This window comes from Streptomyces sp. NPDC003035 (assembly GCF_042888285.1).
Taxonomy (GTDB): domain Bacteria; phylum Actinomycetota; class Actinomycetes; order Streptomycetales; family Streptomycetaceae; genus Streptomyces.
Window position 1 is genome coordinate 51,562 of sequence record NZ_JBIAPJ010000009.1, and the last position, 26,343, is coordinate 77,904.

At 71.8% G+C, this 26,343-nt stretch carries 28 protein-coding genes; 16 read left to right on the forward strand and 12 right to left on the reverse strand.

The features are described 5' to 3' along the window. Positions 1-64: 64 nt before the first annotated feature. Entirely contained in the window at positions 65-433 is a 369-nt protein-coding gene (locus ACFYV5_RS27100) for an STAS domain-containing protein (RefSeq protein WP_355114605.1), read from the reverse strand. A gap of 211 nt (positions 434-644) precedes the next feature. On the opposite strand from ACFYV5_RS27100, the gene ACFYV5_RS27105 reads away from it, so the two are divergent. Beyond that, on the forward strand, positions 645-1,559 hold the full coding sequence (locus ACFYV5_RS27105; protein ID WP_355114603.1) for an RNA polymerase sigma factor SigF: 915 nt from the start codon (positions 645-647) through the stop codon (positions 1,557-1,559). 112 nt (positions 1,560-1,671) lie between these two features. On the opposite strand, the gene ACFYV5_RS27110 is transcribed toward ACFYV5_RS27105, so the two are convergent. Together ACFYV5_RS27110 and ACFYV5_RS27115 are read right to left on the reverse strand one after the other, a co-directional pair. Continuing rightward, a complete protein-coding gene (locus tag ACFYV5_RS27110; protein ID WP_355114601.1) occupies positions 1,672-2,361 on the reverse strand; it encodes an aspartate/glutamate racemase family protein in 690 nt (229 codons plus the stop codon). A 131-nt stretch (positions 2,362-2,492) separates the two neighbouring features. Further along, complete coding sequence (locus ACFYV5_RS27115) at positions 2,493-3,554, reverse strand: S66 peptidase family protein (protein WP_389172660.1); 1,062 nt, start codon at positions 3,552-3,554, stop codon at positions 2,493-2,495. A gap of 94 nt (positions 3,555-3,648) precedes the next feature. Here ACFYV5_RS27115 and ACFYV5_RS27120 point away from each other — a divergent pair, with 94 nt between their 5' ends. Then, positions 3,649-4,074, forward strand: a complete 426-nt coding sequence (locus ACFYV5_RS27120) for a PPOX class F420-dependent oxidoreductase (protein ID WP_389172662.1) — start codon at positions 3,649-3,651, stop codon at positions 4,072-4,074. A 29-nt stretch (positions 4,075-4,103) separates the two neighbouring features. Here the strand turns inward: ACFYV5_RS27120 and ACFYV5_RS27125 are convergent, their stop codons facing one another. Further along, complete coding sequence (locus tag ACFYV5_RS27125) at positions 4,104-5,111, reverse strand: helix-turn-helix transcriptional regulator (RefSeq protein WP_389172664.1); 1,008 nt, start codon at positions 5,109-5,111, stop codon at positions 4,104-4,106. 117 nt (positions 5,112-5,228) lie between these two features. On the opposite strand from ACFYV5_RS27125, the gene ACFYV5_RS27130 reads away from it, so the two are divergent. Both ACFYV5_RS27130 and ACFYV5_RS27135 read left to right on the forward strand, forming a co-directional pair. Continuing rightward, positions 5,229-5,966: an NIPSNAP family protein gene (locus ACFYV5_RS27130; protein WP_389172666.1), complete on the forward strand. Its 738-nt coding sequence runs from the start codon at positions 5,229-5,231 to the stop codon at positions 5,964-5,966. 138 nt (positions 5,967-6,104) lie between these two features. Continuing rightward, positions 6,105-6,608, forward strand: a complete 504-nt coding sequence (locus tag ACFYV5_RS27135) for a carboxymuconolactone decarboxylase family protein (RefSeq protein ID WP_389173161.1) — start codon at positions 6,105-6,107, stop codon at positions 6,606-6,608. Positions 6,609-6,638: 30 nt separating this feature from the next. Here ACFYV5_RS27135 and hutI read toward each other — a convergent pair whose 3' ends face one another. The 4 genes from hutI to hutU all read right to left on the reverse strand — a co-directional run bounded on the left by hutI (position 6,639) and on the right by hutU (position 12,188). Continuing rightward, positions 6,639-7,886: an imidazolonepropionase gene (hutI, locus tag ACFYV5_RS27140; protein WP_355114593.1), complete on the reverse strand. Its 1,248-nt coding sequence runs from the start codon at positions 7,884-7,886 to the stop codon at positions 6,639-6,641. Positions 7,887-7,966: 80 nt separating this feature from the next. Continuing rightward, positions 7,967-9,325, reverse strand: a complete 1,359-nt coding sequence (locus ACFYV5_RS27145; protein ID WP_389172669.1) for a formimidoylglutamate deiminase — start codon at positions 9,323-9,325, stop codon at positions 7,967-7,969. Further along, entirely contained in the window at positions 9,316-10,527 is a 1,212-nt protein-coding gene (locus tag ACFYV5_RS27150) for an allantoate amidohydrolase (RefSeq protein ID WP_389172671.1), read from the reverse strand. Before ACFYV5_RS27150 ends, ACFYV5_RS27145 begins: the two co-directional genes overlap by 10 nt. Beyond that, positions 10,524-12,188, reverse strand: coding sequence for a urocanate hydratase (gene hutU, locus ACFYV5_RS27155; protein WP_355114589.1), 1,665 nt, complete (start codon positions 12,186-12,188; stop codon positions 10,524-10,526). The genes ACFYV5_RS27150 and hutU overlap by 4 nt, the downstream gene beginning before the upstream one ends. Positions 12,189-12,291: 103 nt before the next feature. Here hutU and ACFYV5_RS27160 point away from each other — a divergent pair, with 103 nt between their 5' ends. From ACFYV5_RS27160 to ACFYV5_RS27190, 7 genes are all read left to right on the forward strand, one after another. Beyond that, complete coding sequence (locus ACFYV5_RS27160) at positions 12,292-13,629, forward strand: diaminopimelate decarboxylase (RefSeq protein WP_389172674.1); 1,338 nt, start codon at positions 12,292-12,294, stop codon at positions 13,627-13,629. 41 nt (positions 13,630-13,670) lie between these two features. Then, positions 13,671-14,135 (forward strand): SRPBCC family protein, encoded by a 465-nt coding sequence (locus tag ACFYV5_RS27165; protein ID WP_389172676.1) that lies wholly within the window; start codon positions 13,671-13,673, stop codon positions 14,133-14,135. Positions 14,136-14,284: 149 nt separating this feature from the next. Continuing rightward, positions 14,285-15,670 carry an APC family permease gene (locus tag ACFYV5_RS27170; RefSeq protein ID WP_389172678.1) on the forward strand — a complete coding sequence of 462 codons (1,386 nt, stop codon included), beginning with the start codon at positions 14,285-14,287 and terminating at the stop codon, positions 15,668-15,670. Positions 15,671-15,823: 153 nt separating this feature from the next. Then, the gene (locus ACFYV5_RS27175) at positions 15,824-16,243 is read left to right on the forward strand and encodes a hypothetical protein (protein WP_389172680.1); all 420 of its coding nucleotides are present in this window, start codon (positions 15,824-15,826) and stop codon (positions 16,241-16,243) included. Then, complete coding sequence (locus ACFYV5_RS27180) at positions 16,240-16,998, forward strand: transcriptional regulator (protein ID WP_389172682.1); 759 nt, start codon at positions 16,240-16,242, stop codon at positions 16,996-16,998. The genes ACFYV5_RS27175 and ACFYV5_RS27180 overlap by 4 nt, the downstream gene beginning before the upstream one ends. A 41-nt stretch (positions 16,999-17,039) precedes the next feature. Continuing rightward, positions 17,040-17,432, forward strand: coding sequence for a roadblock/LC7 domain-containing protein (locus ACFYV5_RS27185; protein WP_389172684.1), 393 nt, complete (start codon positions 17,040-17,042; stop codon positions 17,430-17,432). A gap of 41 nt (positions 17,433-17,473) precedes the next feature. After that, positions 17,474-17,845, forward strand: a complete 372-nt coding sequence (locus ACFYV5_RS27190; protein ID WP_355114576.1) for a hypothetical protein — start codon at positions 17,474-17,476, stop codon at positions 17,843-17,845. A gap of 30 nt (positions 17,846-17,875) precedes the next feature. On the opposite strand, the gene ACFYV5_RS27195 is transcribed toward ACFYV5_RS27190, so the two are convergent. Beyond that, positions 17,876-18,715 (reverse strand): MurR/RpiR family transcriptional regulator, encoded by an 840-nt coding sequence (locus ACFYV5_RS27195; RefSeq protein WP_355114574.1) that lies wholly within the window; start codon positions 18,713-18,715, stop codon positions 17,876-17,878. Positions 18,716-18,835: 120 nt separating this feature from the next. Between ACFYV5_RS27195 and ACFYV5_RS27200 the strand changes: the two genes are divergently transcribed. Then, positions 18,836-19,228 carry a hypothetical protein gene (locus ACFYV5_RS27200; RefSeq protein WP_389172687.1) on the forward strand — a complete coding sequence of 131 codons (393 nt, stop codon included), beginning with the start codon at positions 18,836-18,838 and terminating at the stop codon, positions 19,226-19,228. A gap of 278 nt (positions 19,229-19,506) precedes the next feature. Here the strand turns inward: ACFYV5_RS27200 and ACFYV5_RS27205 are convergent, their stop codons facing one another. After that, positions 19,507-20,904, reverse strand: coding sequence for a cystathionine beta-synthase (locus ACFYV5_RS27205; RefSeq protein ID WP_389172689.1), 1,398 nt, complete (start codon positions 20,902-20,904; stop codon positions 19,507-19,509). Between the two features lie 119 nt (positions 20,905-21,023). Here ACFYV5_RS27205 and ACFYV5_RS27210 point away from each other — a divergent pair, with 119 nt between their 5' ends. The 3 genes from ACFYV5_RS27210 to ACFYV5_RS27220 all read left to right on the forward strand — a co-directional run bounded on the left by ACFYV5_RS27210 (position 21,024) and on the right by ACFYV5_RS27220 (position 24,636). Beyond that, on the forward strand, positions 21,024-22,025 hold the full coding sequence (locus tag ACFYV5_RS27210) for an SGNH/GDSL hydrolase family protein (protein WP_389173163.1): 1,002 nt from the start codon (positions 21,024-21,026) through the stop codon (positions 22,023-22,025). 192 nt (positions 22,026-22,217) lie between these two features. Further along, complete coding sequence (locus tag ACFYV5_RS27215) at positions 22,218-23,438, forward strand: acetyl-CoA C-acetyltransferase (protein ID WP_389172691.1); 1,221 nt, start codon at positions 22,218-22,220, stop codon at positions 23,436-23,438. A 355-nt stretch (positions 23,439-23,793) separates the two neighbouring features. Beyond that, on the forward strand, positions 23,794-24,636 hold the full coding sequence (locus ACFYV5_RS27220; protein WP_389172693.1) for a hypothetical protein: 843 nt from the start codon (positions 23,794-23,796) through the stop codon (positions 24,634-24,636). A gap of 10 nt (positions 24,637-24,646) precedes the next feature. On the opposite strand, the gene ACFYV5_RS27225 is transcribed toward ACFYV5_RS27220, so the two are convergent. Then, positions 24,647-24,976, reverse strand: a complete 330-nt coding sequence (locus tag ACFYV5_RS27225; RefSeq protein ID WP_389172695.1) for a hypothetical protein — start codon at positions 24,974-24,976, stop codon at positions 24,647-24,649. A gap of 100 nt (positions 24,977-25,076) precedes the next feature. On the opposite strand from ACFYV5_RS27225, the gene ACFYV5_RS27230 reads away from it, so the two are divergent. Beyond that, positions 25,077-25,307 carry a DUF4287 domain-containing protein gene (locus tag ACFYV5_RS27230; RefSeq protein ID WP_355114563.1) on the forward strand — a complete coding sequence of 77 codons (231 nt, stop codon included), beginning with the start codon at positions 25,077-25,079 and terminating at the stop codon, positions 25,305-25,307. A gap of 110 nt (positions 25,308-25,417) precedes the next feature. Here the strand turns inward: ACFYV5_RS27230 and ACFYV5_RS27235 are convergent, their stop codons facing one another. After that, on the reverse strand, positions 25,418-26,290 hold the full coding sequence (locus tag ACFYV5_RS27235) for an alpha/beta fold hydrolase (RefSeq protein ID WP_389172697.1): 873 nt from the start codon (positions 26,288-26,290) through the stop codon (positions 25,418-25,420). Positions 26,291-26,343 lie beyond the last annotated feature (53 nt).

Here is a 26,343-nt window from a genome sequence, read left to right on the forward strand (position 1 = left end):
TTCACCAGACAACGGACCAAACCGGGGCTCTCCTGCCCGGTCTTTCCCCGACGACACCCGCCGCTCAGTCGGGCAGCGCCGCCGCGAGCGACGGGTGCACGGTAAAGACGACGTCCGCGCCTGTGATCTCGAAAACCCGGGCCACGACCGGCCGCATTCCCGCCAGGTGGACCCCTCCCCCGGCGGCGTCGGCCCTCAGTCGCGCCCCGAGGAGCACGTTGAGCCCGGTGGAGTCGCAGAAGTCGAGGCGTGAGCAGTCGACGACAAGCCGTGACCGGCCGGCGTCCAGCGCGTCGTCGAGTGGCGCACGCAACACGTCGGCCGTGTGGTGATCGAGCTCACCCACCGGGGTGAGGACCTCGCTCTCCCCCACGGTGCGGACCTCGACCCGCAGCCTCCCCGGCTGCGTGCTGCCCGTGTTCTGGCGGTCCATTCCCGTGCCTCTTCTCGCTCTCGCGCATGCCGGTTGACGTGCCTCGCACCATACAAGCGAGACGCCGACGCGCGCACCTGAACTCCACCACATACCTGGTCAAACAGGACAACAGGCACTTGCAACAAGCCATGTCGAGCAGGTAGGGCTAGTAAGGAACATTCGAAACGGCCGGCTTTGGAGGCGCCGCAAACCGCAGCAGGAAGAAACGATGGAGGAGACCATGTCACCCCGGCTCGACGCCCCGCGTACCCACGACGCGCCGTCGGCAGCAACTCCGCCCCCCACCCTCAGCCTTCCCCAGCACCTTCCCGGAGACCTGTCCGACAATCTTCCGGAGATCGGCCCCTTCGACCAGGTCGACCCTCTCGACGCACGGGCGCTGTCGAAGACGCTGTTCGCCCGGCTCGAGGCCCTCGAAGAGGGCACGCACGAGTACGCGTACGTCCGCAACACCCTCGTCGAGCTCAACCTCGCCCTGGTCAAGTTCGCCGCCTCCCGGTTCCGCTCCCGCAGCGAGCCGATGGAGGACATCATCCAGGTCGGCACGATCGGCCTCATCAAGGCGATCGACCGCTTCGAGCTGTCCCGCGGCGTCGAGTTCCCGACCTTCGCGATGCCGACGATCATCGGCGAGATCAAGCGCTTCTTCCGCGACACCTCGTGGTCCGTGCGCGTGCCGCGCAGGCTCCAGGAACTCCGCCTCGACCTCGCCAAGGCCGGTGACGAACTGGCCCAGCGGCTCGACCGCGCGCCGACCGTCGCCGAACTCGCCGAGGCGCTCGGCCTGAGCCGCGACGAGGTCGTCGAGGGCATGGCCGCCAGCAACGCGTACACCGCGAGCTCGCTGGACGCCCAGCCCGACGAGGACGACGGCGAGGGCGCGCTCGCCGACCGGATCGGCTACGAGGACCACGGGATCGAGGGCATCGAGTACGTCGAGTCCCTCAAGCCGATGATCGCCTCGCTGCCGCCCCGCGACCGGCGCATCCTCTCCCTCCGCTTCGTCGCCGGCATGACCCAGTCGGAGATCGGCGAGGAGCTGGGCATCTCGCAGATGCACGTCTCCCGGCTGCTCTCCCGGACGCTCGGCAGGCTGCGCAAGGGGCTGACCCTGGAGGAGTGACCTCCGGCTCCGCACGATCCCGCGCGAGACCCGCGCCGGGCGTGGCGAATGACGTGGAAAGGGCCCGTTCCCCTCGGACGGGCCCTTCCGCGGTGTTCGCGCGGGGGACACGTCAGCCGAGGGCGTCGCGGACCGCCGCCTCGGCGTGGATACGGGTGGTGGGGAAGACCGGCACGGGGCTGTCCTCGGGGCGCACGAGCAGCTCGATCTCGGTGCAGCCGAGGATCACTCCCTCGGCGCCGGCGGCGACGAGCCGCTCGATGACCTGCTGGTACGTGACGCGGGAGGTCTCGCGCACGACGCCGAGGCAGAGCTCCTCGTAGATGATCCGGTGGACGGCGGCGCGGTCGTCGGCGTCGGGCACGAGGACGGTCAGGCCATGGGAGGCGAGCCGGTCGCGGTAGAAGTCCTGCTCCATGGTGAAGGCGGTACCGAGCAGCCCGACCGTGGTGAGCCCCTGGGCGCGGACGGCGCGCGCGGTGGCGTCCCCGAGATGGAGAAGGGGCACGGCGACGGCTTCCTCCACCTGGTCGGCGACCTTGTGCATGGTGTTCGTACAGATCAGGAGCAGCTCGGCACCGGCCGCTTCGAGCCCCTTGGCCGCGTCGGCGAGCACCTCACCCGCCTTGTGCCACTCGCCGGCGACCTGGAGCCGCTCGATCTCGGCGAAGTCGACGGAGTGCAGGACGCAGCGGGCGGAGTGCAGGCCGCCGAGGCGTTCACGGACGAGTTCGTTGAGGAGGCGGTAGTACGCGGCGCTGGACTCCCAGCTCATACCGCCGATGAGGCCGATGGTCTTCATGGCGCCCACGCTAGGGTGCGCGCCATGGAGACGGCGGAACTGATCGGCACGGGACGGACGGCGGACGTGTTCGGGCGCGACGGAACTGGCCCGCCTGGACGCCGCGGTGGCGCTGGTGGTGGGGGGCGTGATCAGTCCAGCGTCTGCGTGATCTCGCTACGGGTCGGGGTGAGGACGAGGCGGGCGCGCGCCCCGTTGACGAGGGGCAGGTACGGGGGAACGTGTCCGCACTCGACATCGGCGATGATCGGCACGTTCAGGGGTCCGAGGGCGTCAAGGACCGCTTCGTGCTGGGTGAGTGAGGCGCCGTCGGGCGCCGAGGTCCGGCCCACGATCACCGCGTTCGCCGGGTCGAAGAAGCCGGCCATCCGCATCCCGTGCAGGTTCCGGCAGATGGCGAAGGCGTCGCCGTCCACCGCTTCGACGTACACGAGGAGCCCTTCCGGTGCCTCGGCGCGCGCGAAGGCGGACGTGTCGAGGTAGCCGGTGCCCGTGAGGTTGCACAGGATCTCGGTGCACCCCCCGATCAACCGCCCCTCGACCTCCAGGCCCTCCGCGCCCACGCCCCCGTCGCCGACGCCGCCGCCGCCGCTGTCCAGCCGGGTCCATCTGCCCGGCGTGTCGAGCGTGAACTCACTGGCCTCGGGGTGAAGTCGGTAGTCGTCCCAGCCGGAGGCGCGGTGGCGGTCCGGCGGGATCTGCGTGAACGGCCGCCCCTGCGGGGCGGAGACGATGTCGAGCCACGAGAGCAAGCCCTCGGGTGCCCGGTACGGGGTGTCCATGAGGTTGTTGCCGTGCACGGTCGCGATGCCGGTGAGGAGGGTCATCGGCGTCATGAGGACCGACATGTCCGAGTACCCGACGAGCCAGGTCGGCTCGGCGTCCCGCAACCGCTGCCAGTCGAGCAGCGGCAGCAGGTCGATCGCGGTCTCCCCACCCCATGGCGGCACCACGGCGCGGATGCCGGGGTCCGTCATCATCGACATGAACTCCCGGGCCCGCTCGGCGGCAGGGGCGCTGACATGACCGGCCCCGTCCATGCAGGACCCGAGGACCACCTCGTACCCCCGCGCCTCGACGCGGCGGATCGCCACCTCCAGACGCTCACGCAGCTCCTTCGGGACGCCACTCGAAGGGGAGGTGACGCCGATGCGGTCACCGGGACGAAGGGGACGCGGGTATCGAACGGACATGCGCCGCATTCTGGCACGGCATGATCCCGGAGCGGGACGCTCCGCCGTGGTATTCCGGTGCGCCGCGCGGGAGTCCGCGATTAGCCTCGCCACCATGCCCCTTGAGATGAACGACACCGTACGCGGCCTGCTCGACGTCCCGCTCATGGCCGTCCTGTCCACTTTGAACCCCGACGGCGGCCCGCAGAGTTCGGTGGTCTGGGTGAGCCGGGACGGCGGCGAGCTGCTGATCTCCACCGAACAGGGCCGGCGCAAGGCGCGGAACATACTCCGCGACCCACGCGTCGGCCTGACCGTCTTCGACCCCGCCGACCCGAACCTGTACGTCGAGATCCGCGGCACGGCCACCGTCACCGACGACCCCGGCCGCGCGACGGCCGTCCGCATCGCCGAGGAGTACCTCGGCCCGGGCGGCGGCAAGGCGTACCTGGAGGCCCCACCGGAGGCGGTCCGCGTGGTCCTCCGCATCACCCCGACCAAGATCCTCGGCAGCGCCACCAGGGTCACCACGTCCGCCTAGGCCGCTGAGGTTCGGCCGGTCAAGGCCGGTCAGCGGCTCTTTTCGGCGTCAGGGGCGCTGTACGCCCGGGCGAGTGTCTCCACGGTGGTGGCCATGGCCCGGCGCAGTTCGGGTGGTGCGACGACCACGACGTCTGTGCCGAGTCGGAGCAGCTCGCCGCGGGCGTGGTCGATGCTCTCGGTGGGGATGACCGCCTCGACCCATCCGTCGTCGCCGATGTCGTCGCCGATGGGGGTCGCGGTGGAGTCGACGGCCCGCACCACTTCCGGCGCGACGTTGTCGGGCAGGCGCCGGCGGCCCGCCGGGGAGAGCCGGACGGTGGCTGTGCCGGTGTAGCGGCGGGCGTGGAAGTCTTCGAGGTAGGCGGCCCAGTACGCGCCCAGGTCGAAGTCCGCCGGCCGGTCGAACCGCTCGTCGCCCAGTGTCGCGTCGAGGATCTGGGTGACGCGGTACGTCGCGGTTCCCTTCTCCGTGGCGGCCACGAGGTACCAGGTCCCGGATTTGAGGACCAGGCCGTAGGGGCGGAGACGGCGCTCCACTTCCTGCGGGGCACGCCAGCGGCGGTAGCGCACGTCCACCGCTCGCCGCGTGAGCACCGCGTCGACGAACAAGGGGAGACGCGGGGCCTGTTCGGGCTCCCGGTACCAGCCGGGGGCGTCCAGGTGGAAGACCGCCGCGACCCGCGCGGCCTCTTCGGCCAGCGCCGTCGGCAACGCGGCGAGCAGCTTCAGCCGGGCGGCGGTCACCTCGGCCGAGAGCCCCAGGTCGGCGGCGGGGCCGGGCAGTCCAGCGAAGAACAGGGCCCGTGCCTCGCCCTCGCTCATCCCGGTCAGCCGGGTGCGGTAGCCGTCGAGCAGCTGGTAGCCGCCCCCACGGCCCGTCTCGGCGTAGACCGGGACGCCTGCGGTCTGAAGGCGCGCGAGGTCACGGTAGGCGGTGCGCACGGACACGTTCAGCTCGTCGGCGATCGCCTGCGCGGAGAGGCGGCCCCGCGATTGCAGCAGCAGAAGAACCGAGAGCAGTCGACTCGCAGGCATGCGCGCATTCTCCTCGGAAAACCCTGACAGGACCTGTCACACGGTTCTCCTATCGTCGGCCGGGATCTTCCTCCGCCATGCACCGCACCTCACACCTCACCGAACAGGAGTCCCGCTGTGTCCACCGACATCGTCGGCCCGCCGCCTGCCGTGATCGAGCTCCGCCAGTACACGCTGCGTCCCGGCCGGCGCGACGAGCTCATCGAACTCTTCGACCGGGAATTCGTCGAAACGCAGGAGGAGGCGGGGATGAGCCTGCTCGGCCAGTTCCGGGACCTCGACGATCCGGACCGCTTCGTCTGGCTGCGCGGGTTCCGGGACATGGAGGCGCGTCATCGCGCGCTCTCGGCCTTCTACGGAGGGCCCGTCTGGGCCGAGCACGGCCCCGCGGCGAACGACACCATGATCGATTCGGACGATGTCCTTCTGCTGCGCCCGGTGCCGTCCGGAAGTGGCTTCGCGGTGCCCCCGGGCGCGCGTCCCCCGGTCGGAACTCCGCCGCCGGACCGGTTCGTGGCCGCCACCGTATGGTCCTTCCCTCCCGACCGGAACGACGGCATCGCACTGATCCGGGACGGCCTCCTTCCCGTACTCGAGGAGACGGGCCCCGCCCCCCTCGCCTTCCTGACCACCGAGACCGCACCCAACACGTTCACCAGACTGCCGGTCCGCACCGGCGAGAACGTCGCCGCGATCGTCACCTCGTACGCCGACGAGAACGCGCACCGACGCCACCTCGCCGCCATGGAGGCCAACCCCCTGACGCGGGACACGATCCTTCCGGCCGTCGCCCAGGAACAGACGGCGGCGCCCCGCACACTCCGCCTGTCCCCCACCGGCCGCTCGCTCATCTGACGGGGGGCCCGGCGGAGGCCCGGCGTTCGAAATCTTCCGGATTCCTGTCACATCTCCGTGCGTCCCTCCGTCAGTGCGGTGAAGACGCCGACAAGGGCGACGCGAAGGAGAGCGGCCATGACGAACACGAACACCACCATGAGCGCGGGCACGAGCACCGGCAATCCCCTCTCCCGGATGCCCGACCCCGCCGAGTTCGTGCCCGAGGTGAACGACGTCAGCGCCGCGCTCTTCCGGGCCACCGGCAACCAGTCCGTGCCGCGCACCACCATCAACCTGATCCACCTGCGCGCCGGGCAGATCGTCAACAACACCTACCTGACCATCCTGAACACCAGCTTCCTGCGCAAGGCCGGCGTGTCCGAGGAGCGGATCACCGCCGTGTCCTCCTGGCAGGACGCCCCGTACTTCACCGACGCCGAGCGCGCCGCGCTCGCCCTGGTGGAAGCCACCCTCCAGCCCGCCCCCCACGGCAAGGAGCGCGTCTCCGGCGAGTTGTACGCCGAGGTGGCCGAGCACTACGACAACAAGGCGCTCGCCACCCTCACCATCGCCATCGGCCAGATCAACTTCTTCATCGCCCTGGCCGTCATCGGCAAGCCCCAGCCGGTCACCTCCCTCGCCGACCAGCAGTGGGACTGACCCGACCCGACCCGCGCCACCGAACGGCGGTCAGGCCACCCGCTCTCCCCGGTGCCAGACCTCCGTCACCAGCGGGACACCCGGGCGGTACGCAAGGTGCACGTGGGACGGGGCCTCCAGGATCGCCAGATCCGCGTACGCGCCCGGCGTCAGGCGGCCGGTGTCCGAGCGGCGCAGGGCCGCCGCGCCGCCGGCCGTGGCGGACCAGAGCGCCTCGTCCGGGGTCATCCCCATGTCGCGCACCGCGAGCGCGATGCAGAACGGCACGGAGGACGTGAACGACGAGCCCGGGTTGCAGTCCGTCGACAGGGCAACCGTCACGCCCGCGTCCAGGAGGCGGCGGGCGTTCGGCCACTCGGCGCGGGTGGAGAACTCCGCGCCAGGGAGGAGCGTCGCGACCGTTGCACCCGAGGCGAGCGCGTCGACGTCGGCGTCCGTGAGGTGCGTGCAGTGGTCCGCGCTGGCCGCGTCCAGCTCCACCGCGAGCTGGACACCGGGGCCGTACGAGAGCTGGTTGGCGTGGACACGCGGGTGCAGGCCCTTCGCCTTGCCGGCGGTGAGGATCGCCCGCGCCTGGTCCCCGTCGAAGGCGCCCTTCTCGCAGAAGACATCGATCCAACGGGCGTACGGCACGCAGGCGTCGAGCATCTCCCCGGTGACGAGGTCGACGTACGCGGCCGGGTCGTCGGCGTAGTCGGGAGAGACGATGTGGGCGCCGAGGTACGTCACCTCGTCCGTGTGGGCGGCGGCGATGCGCAGCGCGCGGGCCTCGTCCTCGACCGTGAGGCCGTAGCCGGACTTGGTCTCGAAGGTGGTCGTGCCCTGCCGCAGGGCCTCGCGCATGTAGCGGGCGACGTTCGCGGACAGCGCCTCGTCGGAGGCCGCGCGCGTGGCCGCCACCGTCGTACGGATGCCGCCCGCCTTGTACGGCTGGCCGGACATCCGCGCGTTGAACTCGGCCGTGCGGTCGCCCGCGAAGACGAGGTGCGAGTGGGAGTCCACGAAACCGGGGATCACCGCCCGTCCGCCGGCGTCGACCCGGTTGTCAGTGGCGGGTGCTTTTCTTGATTCACCGACCCAGGCGACGCGGTCGCCGTCGATGACGACGGCCGCGTCCTGGATCAGGCCCAGCGGGCTTCCATCACCGAGGGAGGGATCATTCGTGACGAGACTGGCGATGTTGACGATGGCGGTGGCGGCCGTCGCCACGGCGCTGTTCGCGCTCGTGGGGGCGGAGATCGCCGCCGGGTTGTTCGTCGCCGCGGGGCCCGTGTTCATGATGCGAGGTGTCTCCTTCAGCCGGTTCAGCCGATCCAGTGGGTTCGACCGGACCGGTCCGTCCGGTCGGTCCGGTCGGTTCAGTCACGCAGGGCGGCGATCGAGTCCGCGAGGGCCCGTGGCACGTCCGGCACGGTCTGGTGGACCCCGTCCCGTACGACGTGACGGCCGCCCACGATCGTGTGCCGCACGTCCGGCGCCGACGCTGCGAATACCGCCGTCTCGGCTGCCAGACGCGGCACCGGTCCCGCTGTCCTGACCGAGTCCAGGGCGATCGTCGTGAAGTCGGCGAGCGCGCCCGGCTCCAGGGTGCCCGCCTCGGGCCGGCCGAGGGCCGCGTGGCCGTCGGCGGTGGCGGCCCGCAGCAGCGCGGCGGCGGTCCAGTGGCCGCGTGTGCGGGAGCGGAGGCGTTCGTTCAGCTCCATCGCGCGGGCCTCCTCCAGGAGGTCGATCACCGCGTGGCTGTCGCTGCCCAGGGAGAGCGGGGAGCCCGCGCGCTGGAGGGCGACGGCCGGGCCGATGCCGTCCGCGAGGTCGCGTTCGGTGGTCGGGCACATGCAGGTGCCGGTCGTGGAGGAGCCGATCAGCGCGATGTCCGCGTCCGTGAGGTGGGTGTTGTGGACACCCGTCGTCAGCGGGCCGAGGACGCCGTGGTCGGCGAGGAGCTGGGTGGGGGTGCGGCCGTGGGCCGCGAGGCAGGCGTCGTTCTCGGCCGTCTGCTCCGAGAGGTGGACGTGGAGCGGGGCGCCCCGCTCGTGCGCCCAGTTCGCCACGGTCGCCAGTTGGTCGGCCGGGACGGCCCGTACGGAGTGGATCGCCGCCCCGATCCGTACGCCGTCACCGCCGTCGCCGGCGCCGGCGCGCTCCTTGAGCAGCGACACCCGGTCCGCCCAGGCGTCCGCCGTGCCGTCGGAGAAGCGGAGCTGATGCTGGTCGGGGGCGGCGCCGAAGCCGGAGGAGAGGTACGCCGTGTCGAGGAGGGTGATCCGGATGCCGGCCTCGGTCGCCGCCGCGATCAGCGCCTCGCCCATCGCGTTGGGGTCGGCGTAGGGGGTGCCGCCCGGCGCGTGGTGGAGGTAGTGGAACTCGCCGACCGCCGTGATCCCGGCGAGCGCCATCTCGGCGTACACCGCCCGCGCGAGGGCGTGGTACGTCTCCGGGGTCAGCCGGGAGGCGACCTGGTACATCACCTCGCGCCAGGTCCAGAAGGTGCCGGAGCCGACCTGGACCGTGCCGCGCAGCGCCCGGTGGAAGGCGTGGGAGTGCGCGTTGGCCAGGCCGGGGATCGTCAGGCCGCGCAGGGCGACGGCGCCGGGGGGCGGGGCGTCGGCACCGGTCCGTACGGCGGTGATGCGGCCGTCGGACACGTCCAGCGCGACGCCCGGCTCGACGTGCGTGCCGAGCCAGGCGTGCTCCAGCCAGTACGTCGTCACCTGCACGCGAGACCCTCCAGTACGTCGGCGAGTGCGAGGACCCCGGCCACGCAGTCGTCCTCGGCCGCGAACTCGGCCGGGGAGTGCGAGACGCCCGTGGGGTTCCGTACGAACAGCATGGCGGTCGGGATCGACTCGGACAAAATGCCCGCGTCGTGTCCGGCGCCGGTGCCCAGGACCGGGGTCTTCTCCCCCAGGATCCCGGCCAGCTCGTCCCGGAGCGCGTGCGCGAACTCGACGACCGGGGTGAAGGACTCCCGTACGACCGTGAGGTCGATGCCGTGGCGGGTCGCGTAGTCGCGGGCCGCGGTCTCGACGCCCTCCGTGACGGTGTCCAGGGCCGTCTGGTCGGCGGCGCGGGCGTCGAGCCAGCCGCGGACGAGGGACGGGATGGCGTTGACGCCGTTCGGCTCGACCGCGATCTTCCCGAAGGTCGCGACGGCACCCGCGAGTTCGGCCTCGCGGCGGGCGGCGAGGACGGTCTCGGCGTACGTCAGCATCGGGTCGCGGCGGTCGACGAGCCGGGTGGTGCCGGCGTGGTTGGCCTCGCCGGCGAAGTCGTACCGCCAGCGGCCGTGCGGCCAGATCGCGGAGGCGATGCCGACGGCGTCGCCGGTCAGGTCCAGGGCGCGGCCCTGTTCGACGTGGAGCTCGACGAAGGCGCCGATGCGGGCGAGGCGTTCCGGATCGGGGCCGATGGCCTCCGGGTCGTAACCGGCGGCCTCCATCGCCTGCGGGAGGCTGATGCCCTCGGCGTCGCGGAGCTCGTAGGCCTGCTCCTTCGTCAGCCGGCCGGCGGTGAGGCGGGAGCCGACGCAGGCGAGCCCGAAGCGGGCGCCCTCCTCGTCACCGAAGTTGGTGATGGCGAAGGGGCGCTTGAACTGGACGCCACGCGCGCGCAGTTCGTCGAGCGCGGCGAAGGCGGACACGACGCCGAGGGGGCCGTCGAAGGCCCCGCCGTCGGGCACGGAGTCCAGGTGCGAGCCGGTGACGACCGCGTCACCGGCGGCGGGGTCGCCGAGCCAGGCCCACTGGTTGCCGTTGCGGTCGACCTCGTAGTTCAGGCGGCGGGCCTCGGCCTGCATCCGGAACCAGAGCCGGCAGTCGGCGTCGGCGCCGGTCCAGGCGTATCGGCGGTAGCCGCCGGAGGCGGCGCTGCGGCCGATGGGCCGCAGCGACCGCCACATGGCGTGGAACGTGGCGCTCACGCAGAGCCGTCCTCGCGCATGGGTACCCGTACGCCCTTCTCGTCCGCGACCGACTCCGCGATGTCGTAGCCCGCGTCGACGTGGCGGATGACGCCCATGCCGGGGTCGTTCGTCAGGACGCGGCGGATCTTCTCGCCGGCCAGCTTCGTGCCGTCGGCCACGGAGACCTGACCGGCGTGGATGGAGCGGCCCATGCCGACGCCGCCGCCGTGGTGCAGCGAGACCCAGGAGGCGCCGGAGGCGACGTTGACCATGGCGTTGAGGAGCGGCCAGTCGGCGATCGCGTCGGAGCCGTCGAGCATCGCCTCGGTCTCGCGGTAGGGGGAGGCCACCGATCCGCAGTCGAGGTGGTCGCGGCCGATGGCGAGCGGGGCCGCGAGTTCGCCGGAGGCGACCATGTCGTTGAAGCGCTCGCCCGCCTTGTCCCGCTCGCCGTAGCCCAGCCAGCAGATGCGCGCCGGGAGGCCCTGGAAGTGGACGCGCTCGCCGGCCATCTTGATCCAGCGGTGGAGGGACTCGTTCTCCGGGAAGAGCTCGAGCATCGCCTTGTCGGTCTTGTGGATGTCGGAGGCCTCGCCGGAGAGCGCCGCCCAGCGGAACGGTCCCTTGCCCTCGCAGAACAGCGGGCGGATGTACGCCGGTACGAAGCCGGGGAAGGCGAAGGCGCGGTCATAGCCGGCCAGTTGGGCCTCGCCGCGGATCGAGTTGCCGTAGTCGAAGACCTCGGCGCCCGCGTCCATGAAGCCGACCATGGCCTCGACGTGGCGGGCCATCGACTCGCGGGCGCGGGTCGTGAAGCCCGCGGGGTCCTTGGCCGCGTAGGTCGCCATGTCGTCGAAGGCGACGCCGACGGGCAGGTAGGAGAGCGGATCGTGGGCCGAGGTCTGGTCGGTCACGATGTCGATCGGGGCGCCCTCGGCGAGCATCTGCGGCAGCAGCTCGGCCGCGTTGCCGAGCAGGCCGATGGAGAGCGGGCGGCGGGCGTCCCGCGCCTCGGTCGCCAGCGCGAGCGCGTGGGCGAGGCTGTCGGCCTTGACGTCGAGGTAGCGGTGCTCGATGCGGCGCTCGATGGCGCGCGGGTCGACGTCGATGCAGATCGCGACGCCGTCGTTCATCGTCACGGCGAGCGGCTGGGCGCCGCCCATGCCGCCGAGGCCGGCGGTCAGGGTGATGGTGCCGGCCAGCGTCCCGTTGAACTTCTTCGCCGCCACGGCCGCGAAGGTCTCGTACGTGCCCTGGAGGATGCCCTGGGTGCCGATGTAGATCCAGGAGCCTGCCGTCATCTGGCCGTACATGGTCAGACCCAGCTGCTCCAGGCGCCGGAACTCCTCCCAGTTCGCCCAGTCGCCGACCAGGTTGGAGTTGGCGATGAGGACGCGCGGCGCCCACTCGTGGGTCTGCATGACGCCGACCGGGCGGCCGGACTGGACGAGCATCGTCTCGTCCTGCTTCAGCGTGCGCAGGGTGCGGACCATGGCGTCGAAGGAGCGCCAGTCGCGGGCGGCCTTGCCGGTGCCGCCGTAGACGACGAGCTTGTCGGGGTGCTCGGCGACCTCGGGGTCCAGGTTGTTCTGGAGCATCCGGAGGGCGGCCTCCTGCTGCCATCCCAGGGCGCTCAGTTCCGTACCGCGCGGGGCCCGTACGGGGCGGGGTCCTGACATGGGGCAGCCTCCTCCGATGTGAATCAGTTATTCACATCCTGGACTGCTGAATACTTGTAGTCAACAGCTGCGGCACCACCCGTCCCGGTGGTCCTATGGATCCATGGCTTCCCACCACGCCGGCGCCCGTCGCGATCGGGCCGTCCGTGCCGCCGTCGAACAAGGCCTCCTCTCTCCCACCAACCCCTCCGGGCAGATCGTCGCCCTCCTGGACACCGCCGGCATCCGCGCCTCGGCCGCCGCCCTCGTCTCCGCCTTCGCCGCCGTCACCGACGCCCCCGTCCTGCACGCCTTCGCCGTGAAGGCCACCCCCCTCGTGCCCGTGCTGCGCCTGCTGCACGACTGCGGGCTCGGCGCCGAGGTCGCGAGCCCCGGCGAGCTGGCCCTCGCCCGCGCGGCCGGCGTCCCGCCGGCCCGTACTGTGCTGGACTCGCCCGCCAAGACGCCCGCCGAACTGCGCCAGGCCCTCGCCCTCGGGATCGCCGTCAACGCCGACAACATGCAGGAACTGGCCAGGATCGACGCGCTCGTCGCCTCCGCGCCGACCGCGAGCCCGGTCGGACTGCGGGTCAACCCGCAGATCGGGGCGGGCACGATCGGCGCGCTCTCCACGGCGACCGCCACGTCCAAGTTCGGGGTGGCCCTGCGCGACGAGGGCGCGCGGGAGGCCGTCGTTCAGGCGTATCTGGACCGGCCCTGGATGCGCCGGCTGCACACGCACACCGGCTCCCAGGGCATTCCGCTCGCCCTCATGGCGGAGGGGGTCGCGGCGGCCCACGAACTGGCCGAGGAGATCAACGCCAAGGCCGGACGGCAGCAGATCGACACCCTCGACATCGGGGGCGGACTGCCGGTGAACTTCGCCTCCGACGAGGAGACGCCGACCTACGCGGAGTACGCCGGGCTGCTCGCCGCGACGGCTCCGGGCCTGCTCGACGGGCGCTACGGGCTCGTCACCGAGTTCGGGCGCTCCCTGCTCGCCAAGCACGGCACGATCCTGGCGCGCGTCGAGTACACGAAGACCTCCGGAGCCCGCCCCATCGCGGTCACCCACGCGGGGGTCCAGGTCGCCACCCGTACCGTCTACGACCCGGTCTCCTGGCCGCTGCGCGTCCTCGCGTACGACTCCGAGGGCCGGCCCCGCGGCGGGGAGGAGATCGTCCAGGACGTCGCGGGCCCCGCCTGCTTCACGGGCGACATGCTCACCACCGCGCGCCCGCTCCCCCTGCTGCGGCCGGACGACATCGTCGCGGTGCCGGACACGGGCGCGTACTACTTCGCCCACCACTACGCGTACAACAGCCTGCCCCGTCCCGCCGTCCACGGCTTCACGGCGGACGACGAGGGCGCGATCGCCTTCTCGACCGTACGGGAGGCCCAGAACCTCGACGAGATCGTCGCCGAGGCGGGCGGGGACCGGGCGGACGCCCTGCTGTCGTAGCACTACGGGCGGTTGTCCGGCCCCGGTGCTTCGATGGAGCCATGGCTATGAAGAGCGTCGTCGTCGAGCGCCGGATCGCGGCGTCCCCCGGGCCCGTCTGGGAGGCGCTGACGGACCTGAGGGACATGGAGCGGGTCCTGAGCGGCGTGGAGCGGGTCGAGGTGCTGACGGAGGGCGTCTTCGGGGTGGGCACCCGCTGGCGCGAGACCCGGCGGATGATGGGCAAGGAGGCCACGGAGGAGATGACCGTGACCGAGGCCGAGCCGCCGGACCGGTACGTGACGGTGGCCGACTCGCACGGTGTGCACTACGTCTCGGAGATCGCGCTGCGGCCGGACGGGGCGGGAGCGACCACGGTACGGATGACGTTCTCGGCGACGCCTGCCGAGGGGGGCCGCACGGGGTTCCTCGCCAAGCTGCTGAGCGGCCTCGGCGCCAGGGCGGTGAGCCGGGCGCTGGCCAAGGACCTGGACGACGTGGCGGCGTCGGTGGAGCGCCGCCACTGACCACCACCCCCGATCCCCGCCACCGCCACCGATCCCCGCCGCCGACCATCGCCCGTACACATGTTCGCTCGTACGAGTGACAGTGCGGCGGGCATCACGTGACGGGACCCCGGGCAGGCACTTCCTGACGCCGTCACGGGAGGCCACTCATGACCACAGCACCCCAGCCCGACCAACCACCACAGGCTTCGCGGCCGTTACCGCACGGCGAGGCCGAACAGCCCCCGCTGAAACGGGCGATCGGGCCCAAGCTGCTGATCCTCTTCGTGATCGGCGACATCCTGGGCACCGGGATCTACGCGACCACCGGCAAGGTCGCGGGCAAGGTCGGCGGCGCGCTCTGGCTGCCCTTCGTGATCGGCTTCGTCGTGGCGCTGCTGACCGCCGCCTCGTACGTGGAGCTGGTCGGCAAGTACCCGAAGGCGGCGGGCGCCGCGCTCTACACACAGAAGGCGTTCAAGGTCCCCTTCCTGACCTTCATCGTCGCGTTCATGGTGATGTGCTCGGGGCTCTCCTCCGCGAGCGCCGCCGCCCGCGCCTTCAGCGGGGACTACTTCCAGGAGTTCACGGACGCCATCCCGGCCACGCTCATCGCGATCGTCTTCGTCCTCGCCCTCGCCTGCCTCGCGCTGCGCGGAGTGTCGGAATCCGTGAAGACGAACGTCGTCCTGACGCTGGTCGAGCTCACCGGCCTGCTGATCATTCTCTCGATCGGCGCCTGGGCCGTCCTGACCGGTGAGGGGGAGCCGTCGCGGCTCGGTGAGTTCGAGGCGTCGGGCAGCGGATACGCGCTGATGACGAGCGTGCTGGGGGCCACGGCGCTGGGCTTCTTCGCCTTCGTCGGCTTCGAGGACTCCGTCAACATGGCGGAGGAGACGCAGGACCCGGTCCGCACGTTCCCCCGGGCCATCTTCCTGGGCGTGGCCGTCACGGGCACCATCTACGTCCTGGTCGCCCTGGTCTCCTCGCTCCTCGTCGACCACCGGGTCCTGGAGAGGTCCAGCGGGCCGCTCCTGGAGGTCGTGAAGGCCGGCGGGGTCGACTTCCCGCCGAAACTCTTCGCGCTGATCGCCCTGTTCGCGGTCACCAACTCCGCGCTCATCAACATCATGATGGCCTCCCGCCTCTGTTACGGCCTCGCCAACGAGCGGGTCCTGCCGCGCGTGATGGGCAAGGTGCTGAAGAACCGCCGCACCCCCCTCACCGGGATCGTCTTCGCCACCCTCCTCACCATCGGTCTGGTCTCCACGGGCGAGATCGAGGGCCTCGGCGACACCACGGCCTTCCTCCTGCTGTGCGTCTTCGCGGTGGTCAACATCACCGTCCTGGTGCTGCGCAAGGACCGGGTGGAGCACGCCCACTTCCGTACGCCGACGGCGCTCCCGGTCCTCGGCGCGGTCACCGCGCTGATCCTGGCGAGCCCGCTCGCGGACCGCTCGGCGGACGTGTACGTCCGGGCCGCCGTGCTGCTCGCCATCGGGATCGGGCTGTGGGTGATCAACAAGATAGCCCTGCGGGTCCACGGGGAGGACTGAGCCGCCGGAGCCGAGCCGCCCGGAGGGCGAATTCAAGCAAGCCGTCGGCATGTTCCGGTGGAAAATGCCAGAACTCCTGCCCTCGACCGGAACGTTGAGTAACGTCACCGTCACTGCCGTACGCCCGCACGCCGCATCGGGAGGGGAATCCGCGTGCCCGGAATCGACGAGTGCCTGCTGGAGGCCATGAGCCTGCCGGGCGCGCGCGGGGCCTGGCTGGTCGACTGGACCAGTGGGCTCGCCCTCGGCACGGCGGGCGACTCGCCGGTCGGCGACCACGAGACGACCGCCGCGGAAGCAGCCGAACTGGCGCGCGCGGCAGCGGAGTACGACTCCTTCGCCCAGGCCCCGGGACCGACTGCCGCCCCCGGGACCGCCGAGGCGTTACCGAAGGGGCCACCGGTCGAGGACCTGATCGTCACCGGCCGCGGCGGCTATCACGTCCTGCGCTTCGTCGAGACGTCCTTCGACAGCAGCGTCTTCCTGCACCTGTGGCTCGACCGCGACATCGGCAACCTCGCCCTCGCCCGGATCCGGCTGCGCGACCTCGCCGAGAGGCTGGTCCTGGGATGACCGTCTCGCCGATGCTCACCCGCCTCGCCGCCGAGCGTGCGACCGGCGCCCTGCTGCGCGACCACGGCACGCTCTACCTCGTCGACGGCCGCGTCGTCCACGCCGAGAGCCCCGCCGCCCCCGGCCTCGACGTCCTGCTGACGGCCGGCGGACGGCTGCCCCGCGAGGGCTGGGACGAGGCCGTCGACCGGGCCGGGGCGCGGCGCGAGGTCGGCCGGTTCCTGGTGGACAGCGGCCGGCTGGGCGACGGCGAGCTGGAGATCTGCCACCTCGGCGCCGTCTTCGACGCCGCGTTCTTCGCGCTCGCGCCCGCGAGCGGCCCCACCCGCTTCCGCTACGGAGTCGCCCACTGGCTGGGCCCGGTGCGGCCGGTCTCCACCGAGGCCGTCGAGCGCGAGACCGTACGGCGCCGTGAACTGCTGGACAGCGTCTGGCCGTACGGTGCCGTGGACACCGCCCCGGTCGTGCCCCGCGCGGCCGCTCCCGGGCAGACGGTGAGCCTGCGTCAGCGGGCCCTCCTCGCCGCCGCCGACGGGACCCGTACCCCGGCGGACATCGCGCGGCTGCTCGGCCGCCCCGCCTTCCACACCTTGCTCGACATCCGCCGCCTGGCGGCCGCCGGCCTCGTCGAGACCCCGCTCGAACCCGTACCGGCCGCCCCGCCCGCCGTTCCCACCTGGGTCGGCGAGGTCGCGGCGGATCCGGACGTCGCCCTGCTGCGCCGGCTCCGTGACGCCCTGGAGGCAAGCCTGTGATGAGGCGCGCCCTGCGCCTGCGCGCCGAGAGGAGACAACTGATGTCGGCAGAGGCCGAGGTGCTCGGCGAGCTGAGACGGCTGCGGGCCCGACTGCCCCAGCTCACCGGGGCGCTCGCGGCGAGCGCCGACGGCCTGGTCCTGGCCCAGGACACCGTCGACACCGAGGCGGAGTCGGTGGCCGCGCTCACGGCGGCGGCGCTCGGCGTCGGACAGCGGCTGACCGAGTCCACGGGTCAGGGCGGCTTCCGCGAGCTGCTGGTGCGCGGCGAGAACGGCTATGTCGCCACGTACGCGGCCGGCGGCTCCGCCGTCCTCACGCTGCTCGCCGAGCCCCGGATCAATGTGGGCCGGCTCCATCTGGAGGCGCGGCGGTCCAGCGCCCGGATAGGCGAGCTGGTCGACGGGGCGCTCGAACGCAAAGACCTGAACTGATCCGATCCCCACCACTGATGCGAAAAGGAAGTGCGACACCCATGGCGAACACCGAGACCTCCCTGAAGGAAGCCGCCGCCATCGAAGGTGCCATCGGCGCCGCGCTGGTCGACTACACCAGCGGCATGGCCCTCGGCACGATCGGCGGCAGCAAGGAACTCGACCTCAACGTGGCGGCCGCGGGGAACACGGACGTCGTCCGCGCCAAGGTCAGGGCGATGGAGATGCTCGGCCTCAACGACGAGATCGAGGACATCCTGATCACCCTCGGCGGCCAGTACCACCTGATCCGGCTGCTCAAGGGGCGGACCTCCAACGGCCTCTTCCTGTACCTGGCGCTGGACAAGGAGCGCGCGAACCTGGCGATGGCCCGCCACCACCTGAAGCGGATCGAGGCCGAGCTGGACGTCTGATTCTCCGTTCCGGCTTCCTGCTCGGAGTCGCTACTCGACGAACAGGCCCCGCGCCGCCGCCTTCGCGTCGAACTCCTCCAGCCGCGCCTGGGCGTCCGGCAGCTCGTCCGCCATCGCCTCCAGGAGCACCCGGCCGAGCAGCATCGGGGCGCAGGCCGTGTCGAAGGCGAGCCCGGTGCCGACGGCGGCGGGGATCAGCAGGTCGCTGTGGGCGGCGACGGGCGCGAACGCCGATTCGGCGACCGTCACGACGGTCAGCCCGGCCGCCCGCGCGTACTCCAGGGCCTCCACGACCTCCCTGGGGTGGCGCGGCAGCGCGAAGCAGAGCAGGGCCGTGGCCCCGGCCCGTACGGCCGCGTCGACCCGGTCGGTGAGCATCGAGCCGCCCTCGTCGAGCAGGCGGATGTCGGGGTGGACCTTGGCCGCGAAGTACGCGAAGCCGCGGGCTTGGGAGGAGGCGGCGCGCAGGCCGAGGACGAGCAGCGGCCGGGAGGCGGCGAGCAGCCGCCCCGCACGCTCGACGGGCGCGGGATCGGCGAGCAGCTCGGCGAGATGGCGGAGGTTCTCGATCTCGGCGAGGACGGCCTGCTGGTACTCGTTGTGCTCGCTCACCTCGCCCGCGGGCTTCTCGGCCGGGGCGACCTCGCGCAGATGGCGGCGCAGGGCGGGGTAGCCGTCGAACCCGAGGGCGACGGCGAAGCGGGTGACGGAGGGCTGGCTGACACCGGCGAGATCGGCGAGCTCCACGCTGGACAGGAACGGCACGTCTCCGGCCCGGCGCACCATGCAGTGGGCGATGCGCCGCTGGGTCGGTGTCAGCCGGTGCCCCTCGAAGAGCGCCTGCAGCCGTCCGGCCGGGCTGTCACTCACGCCGTCCCCCTTCGTCTATTCATCCACCTCGAACTCTGCATGAGGATATGCAGCAGGGCAAGGAAAAGCGGGGGCTAGCCCTACCGACGCAGGGGGCCGGGGGTCTCTACGGTGGCGACCATGGACGAGCTCAAGAGCGAACTGGACGCCACCCTGCACGCCCGGCGGGAGCTGGGCACGGAGTACGAGGCGGCCCTCGTCGAGTCCTTCCTCGGCACGGTGGAGCAGCGCCTGGACGCGACGATCGACCGCCAGGTGCGGCGCCGGCTGGGCGAGCAGCAGGTGGCGGCCGCCCGCGGCGGCCGGCCGGCGGGATCGGGGGTCGAGGGTTTCGGCGAGCGCTACGGCTTCGGGATCATCTCGCTGGTCCTGGCGATCCCGCTGTCCGCGATCGCCGTCGTCCAGGCGGATCTGGAGGGCCTGATCGTCGCCTGGCTGGGCATCGCGGCCGTGAACTTCGTCCACGCCTTCCGGGACCGTCTGCCCGCCCGTACGGAGAAGGACGACTTCTAGAGCGCGGGACGGGCCCGGCGAACCGAGCCCAAAAAATACCGCGGGGACCGCCGCACCCCCGTGACCGGGGGGCGGGACGACGGCGGTCCCCGCGAGGGACACGGGCCCGGGTCAGGGCCGGTCTCCGCGTCCGGCGGCGTCTGCAGGAGGTCCGGGAGCCGCTCCGGTAGTCCGTGACGCCGACAACACCAAGGTGCCGGACGCGTGTTAAGCGTGTGCTGCCGGTACGTGTCGCGCTCGTACCGTTTTCGCGAACGCCCGCTCGACGGCGGTCCGGGCTACTTCCCGGCGCCCTTGACCCCGCCGCTCGCCAGGAAGGCGAGCAGGTCCTGACGGCTCACCACACCCGTGGGCTTGCCCTCGACCAGGACGATCGCCGCGTCCGCTCCGCCGAGGACGGACATCAGGTCGGCGACCGGCTCGCCGGAGCCGACCTGCGGCAGCGGCGCGCTCATGTGACGCTCCAACGGGTCCTCCAGGGACGCCCGCTTGGTGAACAGCGCGTCGAGGAGCTCGCGCTCGACGACGGAGCCGACGACCTCGGCGGCCATCACGTCGGGGTGCCCGGCGCCCGGCTTGACGATCGGCATCTGGGAGACGCCGTACTCCCGCAGCACCTCGATGGCCTGACCGACCGTCTCCTCGGGGTGCATGTGGACGAGGGACGGCAGACCGCCCTCCTTGTGGCGCAGGACGTCGGCGACGGTGGCGGACTCGGTGTCCTCCAGGAAGCCGTAGTCGGCCATCCACTCGTCGTTGAAGATCTTGGAGAGGTAGCCGCGGCCGGAGTCCGGCAGCAGGACGACCACGACGTCGTCGGGGCCGAGCTCCTTGGCGACCTCGAGCGCGGCGACGACCGCCATGCCGCAGGAGCCGCCCACCAGGAGGCCCTCCTCCTTGGCGAGGCGGCGGGTCATCTGGAAGGAGTCCTTGTCCGAGACCGCGACGATCCGGTCGGTGACGGACGCGTCGTAGGCGGTGGGCCAGAAGTCCTCGCCGACGCCCTCGACGAGGTACGGCCGGCCGGAGCCGCCGGAGTAGACCGAGCCCTCGGGGTCGGCGCCGACGATGCGGACCGCACCGTCGCTGACCTCCTTCAGGTACTTGCCGGTGCCGGAGATGGTGCCGCCGGTGCCGACGCCCGCGACGAAGTGGGTGATCTTCCCGTCCGTCTGCTCCCACAGCTCGGGACCGGTGGTCTCGTAGTGCGAACGGGGGTTGTTCGGGTTCGAGTACTGGTCGGGCTTCCAGGCACCGGGCGTCTCACGGACGAGCCGGTCCGAGACGTTGTAGTACGAGTCGGGGTGCTCGGGGTCGACGGCCGTGGGGCAGACGACGACCTCGGCGCCGTACGCCCGCAGCACGTTGATCTTGTCCGTGGACACCTTGTCGGGGCAGACGAAGATGCACTTGTAGCCCTTCTGCTGGGCCACGATGGCGAGGCCGACGCCGGTGTTCCCGGACGTGGGCTCGACGATGGTGCCGCCGGGCTTGAGAGCGCCGCTCTCCTCGGCCGCCTCGATCATGCGCAGGGCGATCCGGTCCTTGACCGAGCCGCCGGGGTTGAAGTACTCCACCTTCGCCAGCACGGTGGCCTGGATGCCCGCTGTCACATGGTTGAGCTTCACCAGCGGGGTGTTGCCGACGAGGCTGATCATCGAGTCGTGGAATTGCACCGTAATCTCCGGGGTCTCCGTAATGGTGCAGCCAGCGTATGCGTAGTCGGAGCGGGTTACGGGGCAGTTAGTTCCTGAACGGCTTGAAGGAGGTGACTGCCCCCATGTCGAGGGCGAGGGTGGCACGGCGGATCGCGGCGGGCGCGGCGTACGGAGGCGGGAGCATCGGGCTGCTCGGTGTGGCGGCGGTGGGGGTGGTCCTGGCCGAGCTGCAGCTGGCGAAGAGGACGGTCGGGGGTGGGGTGGCGCCGTTGCCACCGGGGGCGGACGGGCTGTACGGCCGCTCCTTCGAGACCTCGGATCCCGTCACCGCCCCTCTTCGGCTGGCCCTTCTGGGTGATTCGACGGCGGCGGGTCAGGGGGTGCGCCGGGTGGGTCAGACGCCGGGGGCGCTGCTGGCCTCGGGGCTCGCGGCGGTGGCCGAGCGTCCGGTGGTCCTGCGGAACGTGGCGCTTCCCGGGGCGCGCTCGGACGACCTGGAGCGTCAGGTGTCGCTGCTGCTCTCGTCGCCGATGGGACCGCCGGACGTGTGCGTGATCATGATCGGGGCGAACGACGTCACGCACCGGATGCCGGCCACGGAGTCGGTGCGGCTGCTGGCGGCGGCGGTGCGGCAGCTGCGGACGGCGGGGGCGGAGGTCGTCGTGGGGACCTGTCCGGACCTGGGGACGATCGAGCCGGTGTACCAGCCGCTGCGGTGGCTGGCGCGGCGGGTGTCGCGCCAGCTGGCGGCGGCGCAGACGATCGTGGTGGTGGAGCAGGGCGGGCGGACGGTGTCGCTGGGGGACCTGCTGGGTCCCGAGTTCGCGGCGAATCCGCGGGAGATGTTCGGGGTGGACAACTATCACCCGTCGGCGGAGGGGTACGCGACGGCGGCGATGGCGGTGCTGCCGACGGTGTGCGCCGTGCTGGGCGTCTGGCCGGAGACGGACGGTCTGGAGCCGGACCGTCGCGAGAACATGCTGCCGGTCGCGAAGGCGGCGGCGGAGGCGGCGAAGGAGGCCGGTACGGAGGTCACGGGGGCGCGGGCGCCGTGGGCGCTGCTCAAGCACCGCCGCCGGAGGCGGCTGCCGGCCGCCGAGGCCCCGACGCCGTCCCCGGAGGACGTCCACCGGCCCTGAAAGCCCCCTGGAAGGCCCGGAAAGTCGCCCGGGGCGGCCGCGAAAGTCCCCCGGGCGGCCGCCGCCGACCCCGGCCGACTGAGCGCCCGCTTAGAAAAGAGGTCCGCGTCACACCGTCAGGGCGATGACCCGTGCCGTACGTGCAGGTAACTTCCCTTTCAGTCCGTCACCCCGCATCCCTCTGGAGCCGTGATGCCCGAAGCCGTCATCGTCTCGACCGCCCGCTCCCCCATCGGCCGGGCCTTCAAGGGCTCCCTGAAGGACCTGCGGCCGGACGACCTCACCGCGACCATCGTGCAGGCCGCGCTCGCCAAGGTCCCCGAGCTCGACCCGCGGGACATCGACGACCTGATGCTCGGCTGCGGCCTCCCCGGCGGCGAGCAGGGCAACAACCTGGGCCGGATCGTCGCCGTCCAGATGGGGATGGACCACCTCCCCGGCTGCACGGTCACCCGCTACTGCTCCTCCTCGCTACAGACCTCCCGCATGGCGCTGCACGCCATCAAGGCCGGCGAGGGCGACGTCTTCATCTCGGCCGGTGTCGAGATGGTCTCCCGCTTCGTGAAGGGCAACTCCGACTCTCTGCCCGACACGCACAACCCGCTCTTCGCCGAGGCCGAGGCCCGTACGGCCGCCGTCGCCGCCTCCGAGGGCTCCACCTGGCACGACCCGCGCGAGGACGGCCTCGTCCCCGACGCGTACATCGCCATGGGCCAGACCGCCGAGAACCTGGCCCGCCTGAAGGGCATCAGCCGCCAGGAGATGGACGAGTTCGGCGTACGGTCGCAGAACCTCGCCGAGCAGGCCATCAAGAACGGCTTCTGGGAGCGCGAGATCACCCCGGTGGAGACCCCGGACGGCACCGTGGTCTCCACCGACGACGGCCCGCGCGCCGGCGTCACCCTGGAGGGTGTCCAGGGCCTCAAGCCCGTCTTCCGCCCCGACGGCCGTGTCACCGCCGCCAACTGCTGCCCGCTCAACGACGGCGCCGCCGCGCTCGTGATCATGTCGGACACGAAGGCCCGCGAGCTCGGCCTGACCCCGCTCGCCCGCATCGTCTCCACCGGCGTCTCGGGCCTCTCCCCCGAGATCATGGGCCTCGGCCCGGTCGAGGCGTCCAAGCAGGCCCTCAAGCGCGCCGGTCTGACCATCGGCGACATCGACCTGGCCGAGATCAACGAGGCGTTCGCCGCCCAGGTCATCCCGTCCTACCAGGACCTGGGGCTGGATCTGGACAAGGTGAACGTGAACGGCGGCGCCATCGCCGTCGGCCACCCCTTCGGCATGACGGGCGCCCGCATCACCGGCACGCTGATCAACAGCCTGCAGTTCCACGACAAGCAGTTCGGCCTGGAGACGATGTGCGTCGGCGGTGGCCAGGGCATGGCCATGGTCATCGAGCGGCTGAGCTGAGCCGTAGCGGAGGGTAGGGGTCGCCTGAGGAACGAAGGCGGCACCTGCCCGCAGCGGTGGCGAAGCGAGGCGTGAGCAAAGAAGCGAGCGGCTCTCCTAGACAGCGCTCCCATGGCCTGTTGACGGGGATCCCAACCGTCCCGCGTCCCAGCCGTGACCGAATCTCCCCCAGGATGTGACCTACGTCCCGGGGGAGACTGTTTTCCCAGGTCAGAGTAGTTTCGGGACTAAACACCCGGCCCAAATACCTGTCCAATTCGTGACGTAATGCACTGACAGGGGGCGCACTCCCACGACAAGCTGATGTAGGAAGTCGGGGGATCGACTCGGAATCGGGAGTACGTCAGTGAGCGCCATGTCTCTTGCCCTGCTGGTGACCACGGCCGCCGCCACGGCCGTGGGCGCCGCCGCCCTGCACGCTGCCCACGGTCTCCGTAAGCAGGTCACCGCTCTGCGTAGCGAACTCGCCACGGCCCACGGGGTGTCCGTGCCCCACGCCCGCCAGTCGCCCGCGGCCGAGATACGGGCCGCGGTGGCCGAGGCGCTGGCCGAGGAGCGCGAGCGCGAGCTCGCCGAGGCGCGGGCCTTCTGGGCGGCGCAGGAGGCCCGTGACGCGGCCGACGCCCCGTCCGTGCTCGGCGGCCTGGGCGGCACCACCGAGGACGGCCCCTTCTACGTCCCGCGCCAGGCCGACTTCGCCGGCCTGGAGGCCATGGCCCTGGAGGCGATGGAGGCCGAGGCCGCCGCGCTGGACGGCCCCGGCGCCGACAGCGTCCTGGACGAGTTCCCCGAGCTGACCGAGTACGCCGAGGACTCGCCCGAGCTCGCCGCGGCCCGCCGCCGCCACCCCTCGCACCCCGACTTCGTGCCGGTGCAGACGCCCGTCGTCACCGACCACGAGCGCACGGTCGCCCGCCTGGAGGAGCTCGCCGACACGCGCACCGCGCTGACGGACGTGCGCCCGGGCCCGCTCGGCACGCTGGACGTGTACGTCTTCGCCGACGGCACCACGCTCTGCATGACCCCCGGCCACCGGGAGACCGCCGAGCGTCTCGCGGACGCCCTGCACGCCGGCCGTACGCCCGTCCTGCTCGGCGGTTCGGGCGTCTCGGGCGCGTACGCCCTGACGTTCTCCTTCGGGGACGCGGACGACGAGAACGTCTACATCCTGGCCGACCGCGTCATCGCGTCGCTCTGATGCCGCGGGGTCACAACCCCGCTCGCTCCGCGGCCTCCCGCACCAGCCTGACGGCCTCGCCCAGCTCCCCCTCCGGGGATCCGGCCGGGGCCGTTCGCAGAATCTCCGCCAGATCGTTTCCGGCCACCACGAGTTGGTCGGCGACCGCGAAGACACCGGCGTCCGGCATGATCCGTCCGGCACCCCCCGGCTCCTCGATCCGCTGCGCCCGCAGCGCCAACTCCCGGGCCAGTGTCAGCCCTTCGGCGGCTGCGCCGCGCTGGAGGCGGCTCTGCGGGGCGGTCCGCAGACGGTCGGCGAACCGTTCGACGGCGGCGGTCAGTTCACTCGTATCAAGCACTCCGCGACCCTACGCGCCCTCCAGGGACTGTTGCCAACGGCGCGGCACTCAGGCACGGTGACGGGAAGGAGCACACGGCAACACGCGTCCGGAGGCGCCGATGTCCCACGCATTCTCCGAAGAGACCCACCGCAACCTGCTCGCCCGCATCCCCCATTGCACCGGTCGTGAAGTCTCCGACTGGCTTCGCACCGTCGAGGAAGGCCCCTCCCTCGTCCGCTTCGAGGAGAAGGTGAGCTGGCTCCGGGGCGAACACGACCTCGCGTACGGCCACGCGAAAGCGATCATCCACGAGTACGACCTTCGGCGAGCGGCCCGTCGGCTGCTCTGACACTCCGCGACACCCGCACGGGGGCTCGTCCGACCGGACGGGCCCCCGTCGGCTCACCGCGAGCGCGCGTGCCGGTTCACCACCCGTGCCGGCTCACCTCGCTTGCCGGTTCACCTCGCGTGGCGGTCCAGGAAGTCGCGGACCAGCGCGGCGATCTCCTCTCCGTGCGTCTCCAGGGCGAAGTGCCCGGCGTCGAGGAGGTGGATCTCCGCGTCCGGCAGGTCCCGCGCGAAGGCCTCGGCGCCCGCGGGGCCGAAGATCTCGTCGCCGCGGCCCCAGGCGGCCAGCAGCGGGGGCCGGTGGGTGCGGAAGTACTCCTGGAAGGCCGGATAGCCGTCCAGGTTGAACTGGTAGTCCCAGAAGAGCTGGAGCTGGATCTCCTTGTTGCCGGGCCGGTCCAGGCCGGCCTGGTCCAGGGTCCAGGTCTCCGGCCCGACGCGGTCGAGGCGGTCGGCCGGGACGCCGTGGGTGTACTGCCAGCGGGTGGCCTCGACGGTCAGCAGCTCGCGCACGGCGGCCTCGTTCGCCTCCCGGTCCTTGGCGTGGGCGAAGAGCACGTCCCAGAAGGGCGTGAAGCCCTCCATGTAGGCGTTGCCGCTCTGGGTGACGATCGCGGTGACCCGATCGGGGTTCCGTGCGGCGATCCGCAGCCCGATGGGGGCTCCGTAGTCCTGGATGTAGAGCGCGAAGCGGTCGATCCCGAGCCGGTCGAGCAGCTTCAGGGTGACCTCGGTGAGCTTCTCGAAGCTGTAGCCGAAGGCGTCGACGGCCGGCGCGGACGAGGCACCGAAGCCGATGTGGTCCGGCGCGATCAGGTGGTACGTGTCGGCCAGCTCGGCCATCAGCCCGCGGTACATGTGCGAGCTGGACGGGAAGCCGTGCAGCAGCACGAGCGTGGGACGGCTCGGATCGCCGGCCTCCCGGTAGAAGACGTCGAGCCCGTCGATCGTCTCGGTGCGGGCGCGCAGGGTGAATGCGGACATGGTGGGGCCTCCCCGTTCGGACGGCGGGAGAACGACCGTTCTCCCGATGCCCT